The 5,568-nt window shown below is 52.8% G+C and carries 2 tRNA genes and 3 rRNA genes; all 5 read right to left on the bottom strand.

Going from position 1 to position 5,568, the window contains the following annotated elements:
• Window positions 1-4: 4 nt before the first annotated feature.
• The 5 genes from rrf to HNQ50_RS21810 all read right to left on the bottom strand — a co-directional run bounded on the left by rrf (window position 5) and on the right by HNQ50_RS21810 (window position 5,312).
• A 5S ribosomal RNA gene (gene rrf / locus HNQ50_RS21830) occupies window positions 5-118 on the bottom strand.
• A 155-nt stretch (window positions 119-273) separates the two neighbouring features.
• Window positions 274-3,167 (bottom strand): 23S ribosomal RNA (locus HNQ50_RS21825).
• A 319-nt stretch (window positions 3,168-3,486) separates the two neighbouring features.
• A tRNA-Ala gene (locus HNQ50_RS21820) sits at window positions 3,487-3,562 on the bottom strand.
• A gap of 45 nt (window positions 3,563-3,607) precedes the next feature.
• Window positions 3,608-3,684, bottom strand: a tRNA-Ile gene (locus HNQ50_RS21815).
• Window positions 3,685-3,778: 94 nt separating this feature from the next.
• Window positions 3,779-5,312 (bottom strand): 16S ribosomal RNA (locus HNQ50_RS21810).
• Together the 16S, 23S and 5S rRNA genes with 2 tRNA genes alongside form the textbook arrangement of a ribosomal RNA operon.
• Window positions 5,313-5,568 lie beyond the last annotated feature (256 nt).

Raw genomic sequence — 5,568 nt, 5'->3', positions numbered from 1 at the left:
GGGTGTCTGGCAATGTCCTACTTTCACACGGGTAATCCGCACTATCATCGGCGCTAAGTCGTTTCACGGTCCTGTTCGGGATGGGAAGGCGTGGGGCCAACTCGCTATGGTCGCCAGACGTAACTGGTTGAGTTCGTCTGTGTTTACAGCTCACTCTGATTCGGAAGAAGCAATTCACACCAGGCGCCGTTGGCTGCCTGCTGCGTTCAAATTCTGTGTTTTCGTATTGAGGTAGATCGTACAACACCAAACCTGCCTACACACTCAGGTTATAGGATCAAGCCTCACGGGCAATTAGTACCAGTCAGCTTAACGCATTACTGCGCTTCCACACCTGGCCTATCAACGTTGTGGTCTTCAACGACCCTTCAGGGGATTCAAGATCCCAGGGAAATCTCATCTTGGGGCGAGTTTCGCGCTTAGATGCTTTCAGCGCTTATCTCTTCCGCATTTAGCTACCCGGCGATACCACTGGCGTGATAACCGGTACACCAGAGATGCGTCCACTCCGGTCCTCTCGTACTAGGAGCAGCCCCCCTCAAATTTCCAGCGCCCACTGCAGATAGGGACCAAACTGTCTCACGACGTTTTGAACCCAGCTCACGTACCACTTTAAATGGCGAACAGCCATACCCTTGGGACCGGCTACAGCCCCAGGATGTGATGAGCCGACATCGAGGTGCCAAACTCCGCCGTCGATGTGAACTCTTGGGCGGAATCAGCCTGTTATCCCCGGAGTACCTTTTATCCGTTGAGCGATGGCCCTTCCATTCAGAACCACCGGATCACTATGTCCTGCTTTCGCACCTGCTCGACTTGTCAGTCTCGCAGTCAAGCCACCTTGTGCCATTACACTATCAGTACGATGTCCGACCGTACCTAGGTGACCTTCGAGCTCCTCCGTTACACTTTGGGAGGAGACCGCCCCAGTCAAACTGCCTACCATGCACGGTCCCCGATCCGGATTACGGACCAAGGTTAGAACCTCAAAGGGGTCAGGGTGGTATTTCAAGGACGGCTCCATGATGACTGGCGTCACCACTTCAAAGCCTCCCACCTATCCTACACAAACCACTTCAAAGTCCAATGCAAAGCTACAGTAAAGGTTCACGGGGTCTTTCCGTCTAGCAGCGGGGAGATTGCATCTTCACAAACATTTCAACTTCGCTGAGTCTCAGGAGGAGACAGTGTGGCCATCGTTACGCCATTCGTGCGGGTCGGAACTTACCCGACAAGGAATTTCGCTACCTTAGGACCGTTATAGTTACGGCCGCCGTTTACTGGGGCTTCGATCAAGAGCTTGCACCCCATCACTTAACCTTCCAGCACCGGGCAGGCGTCACACCCTATACGTCGACTTTCGTCTTTGCAGAGTGCTGTGTTTTTGATAAACAGTCGCAGCCACCTTTTCACTGCAACCACTTCAGGCTCCACGAGCAAGTCGCTTCACCCTACAGTGGCACACCTTCTCCCGAAGTTACGGTGTTAATTTGCCGAGTTCCTTCTCCTGAGTTCTCTCAAGCGCCTTGGAATTCTCATCCTGCCCACCAGTGTCGGTTTGCGGTACGGTTCCGTATTGGCTGAAGCTTAGTGGCTTTTCCTGGAAGCATGGGATCAATCACTTCAGTCTCAATGAGACCTCGTTATCACGCCTCAGTGTTAAAGGGGACCGGATTTGCCTAATCCCCACACCTACACGCTTGAACCACCTATTCCAACAGATGGCTGACCTACCCTTCTCCGTCCCCACATCGCACCAATACAAAGTACAGGAATATTAACCTGTTTCCCATCGACTACGCTTTTCAGCCTCGCCTTAGGGGCCGACTCACCCTGCGCCGATGAACGTTGCGCAGGAAACCTTGGGCTTACGGCGAACGGGCTTTTCACCCGTTTTAACGCTACTCATGTCAGCATTCGCACTTCCGATACCTCCAGCATGGTTTACACCACACCTTCACAGGCCTACGGAACGCTCCCCTACCACGTGCAGTAAACTGCACATCCGCGTCTTCGGTTACATGTTTGAGCCCCGTTACATCTTCCGCGCAGGACGACTCGACCAGTGAGCTATTACGCTTTCTTTAAATGATGGCTGCTTCTAAGCCAACATCCTGGCTGTCTGTGCCTTCCCACCTCGTTTTCCACTTAACATGTCATTTGGGACCTTAGACGGCGGTCTGGGTTGTTTCCCTCTTGACACCGGACGTTAGCACCCGATGTCTGTCTCCCGAGCTGATACTTGACGGTATTCAGAGTTTGCCATGGTTTGGTAAGTCGCGATGACCCCCTAGCCATAACAGTGCTTTACCCCCGTCAGTAATACTCGAGGCACTACCTAAATAGTTTTCGGGGAGAACCAGCTATTTCCAGGTTTGTTTAGCCTTTCACCCCTATCCACAGCTCATCCCCTAGTTTTGCAACACTAGTGGGTTCGGACCTCCAGTGCGTGTTACCGCACCTTCATCCTGGCCATGGATAGATCACCTGGTTTCGGGTCTACGCCCAGCAACTGTGCGCCCTGTTCGGACTCGGTTTCCCTGCGCCTCCCCTATGCGGTTAAGCTTGCTACTGAACGTAAGTCGCTGACCCATTATACAAAAGGTACGCAGTCACCCCATTTTCAGAGGCTCCCACTGTTTGTATGCATCCGGTTTCAGGTTCTATTTCACTCCCCTCCCGGGGTTCTTTTCGCCTTTCCCTCACGGTACTGGTTCACTATCGGTCGATCACGAGTATTTAGCCTTGGAGGATGGTCCCCCCGTCTTCGGACAGGATTTCTCGTGTCCCGCCTTACTTGTCGCATGCTCAGTACCACAGAGTCCCTTTCGTGTACGGGGCTATCACCCACTGTCGCCGGCCTTTCCATGCCGTTCCACTAAGATCTCTGCTATCACATGCAGGCTGTTCCGGTTTCGCTCGCCACTACTTCCGGAATCTCGGTTGATTTCTTTTCCTCGGGGTACTTAGATGTTTCAGTTCTCCCGGTTCGCTTCACATGACCTATGTATTCAGTCATGGATACCTCAAAAGAGGTGGGTTTCCCCATTCGGACATCGACGGATCAAAGCTTGTTTGCCAGCTCCCCGTCGCTTTTCGCAGGCTACCGCGTCCTTCATCGCCTGTGATCGCCAAGGCATCCACCAGATGCACTTATTCGCTTGATCCTATAACCTCAGCATATAGCCAAGCATTACAGGTGTTTGCGTACCACACAGTCGTAACTGTGCAGCAACGATACAATCTAACCCAATATCTTTTACTTCAGAATTTGAGTCTTGCTTCTTCCATTTTTTTAAAGATCAGATACGAAGTCCCTGATTGATCAGGGTTCCGATTGAAGCAATCAGAAACAATCATTCTTGATGAATCACTTCATCAAAAACCTTTGTTTGTGAGTGCTTGGTATTTACAGCCGATTTGTGTTCCACATTGCCTTGCGTGCTGGCGTTTTTCATACTGCTCACCGCCAGGTGCGCCAGGTGGTGGTGGAGGTTGACGGGATCGAACCGACGACCCCCTGCTTGCAAAGCAGGTGCTCTCCCAGCTGAGCTAAACCCCCATTCGTACATGCGGACTTGCTGTCGAGCCAGCCACCAACAATCAATGGTGGGTCAAGCTGGAATCGAACCAGCGACCCCCGCCTTATCAAGACGGTGCTCTAACCAACTGAGCTACTGACCCAGCTCCACAAATCACACCGCAATCGCTTGCGGTGTTCTCCGTATCTTTAACCTACAGCCGATGAGTGTGGGTACCTGCACAAGACGTTCTCTTGAAAGGAGGTGATCCAGCCGCAGGTTCCCCTACGGCTACCTTGTTACGACTTCACCCCAGTCATGAATCCTACCGTGGTAACCGTCCCCCCGAAGGTTAGACTGGCCACTTCTGGTAAAACCCACTCCCATGGTGTGACGGGCGGTGTGTACAAGGCCCGGGAACGTATTCACCGCGACATGCTGATCCGCGATTACTAGCGATTCCGACTTCATGCACTCGAGTTGCAGAGTGCAATCCGGACTACGATCGGTTTTAAAGGATTGGCTCCCCCTCGCGGGTTGGCTGCCCTCTGTACCGACCATTGTATGACGTGTGAAGCCCTGGTCATAAGGGCCATGAGGACTTGACGTCATCCCCACCTTCCTCCGGTTTGTCACCGGCAGTCCCATTAAAGTGCCCAACTGAATGCTGGCAACTAATGGCAAGGGTTGCGCTCGTTGCGGGACTTAACCCAACATCTCACGACACGAGCTGACGACAGCCATGCAGCACCTGTGTTCGAGTTCCTTGCGGCACCCCCAGATCTCTCCGGGGTTCTCGACATGTCAAGACCAGGTAAGGTTTTTCGCGTTGCATCGAATTAATCCACATCATCCACCGCTTGTGCGGGCCCCCGTCAATTCCTTTGAGTTTTAATCTTGCGACCGTACTCCCCAGGCGGTCTACTTCACGCGTTAGCTGCGTTACCAAGGTCCGAAAACCCCGACAACTAGTAGACATCGTTTAGGGCGTGGACTACCAGGGTATCTAATCCTGTTTGCTCCCCACGCTTTCGTGCATGAGTGTCAGTATCAGCCCAGGGGGTTGCCTTCGCCATCGGTGTTCCTCCACATCTCTACGCATTTCACTGCTACACGTGGAATTCCACCCCCCTCTGCCGTACTCTAGCGAGCCAGTCACCAATGCAGTTCCCAGGTTGAGCCCGGGGATTTCACATCGGTCTTAACAAGCCACCTGCGCACGCTTTACGCCCAGTAATTCCGATTAACGCTTGGACCCTACGTATTACCGCGGCTGCTGGCACGTAGTTAGCCGGTCCTTATTCTTCAGGTACTCTCATCCCCGGCAGTTATTAGCTGCAAGGATTTGCTCCCTGACAAAAGGGCTTTACAACCCGAAGGCCTTCTTCACCCACGCGGCATTGCTGGATCAGGCTTGCGCCCATTGTCCAAGATTCCCCACTGCTGCCTCCCGTAGGAGTCTGGGCCGTGTCTCAGTCCCAGTGTGGCGGGTCGTCCTCTCAGACCCGCTACGGATCGTCGCCTTGGTGCGCCTTTACCGCACCAACTAGCTAATCCGACATCGGCCGCTCGTATGACATGAGGTCTTGCGATCCCCCACTTTCCCCCTCAGGGCGTATGCGGTATTAGCCAACCTTTCGGTTAGTTATCCCCCATCACACGGTACGTTCCGATGCATTACTCACCCGTTCGCCACTAACTTGAAGAGCAAGCCCTTCAAGTCCGTTCGACTTGCATGTGTAAAGCATGCCGCCAGCGTTCAATCTGAGCCAGGATCAAACTCTTGAGTTCAATTCCTGTTACTTCTTTTGCGCTCGCTTAAAACTCTCGAAATGACAAAATTTGCATTTCGTCTTTTCTTGAGTGCGAGTGCCTTTTTGTCTTGCCAGGCACCCACACTCATCGGCTGTAATTTGTTAAAGATCGTTTGCCACCAGACACTGAAACCCTGCTAAACTCTTTCGTTTTCGCCGTTTCGCTGTTGTGTCTGCAGCGGAGAAACCGAACTATACGGACCATCCCCGGACCCGTCAACACCTTCCTGCAA

It is taken from the genome of Silvimonas terrae, assembly GCF_014202765.1.
In the GTDB taxonomy this organism is placed as follows: domain Bacteria; phylum Pseudomonadota; class Gammaproteobacteria; order Burkholderiales; family Chitinibacteraceae; genus Silvimonas; species Silvimonas terrae.
The sequence above is the reverse complement of the archived record's forward strand: the minus strand, read 5'-3'. Positions and strand labels throughout refer to the sequence as shown.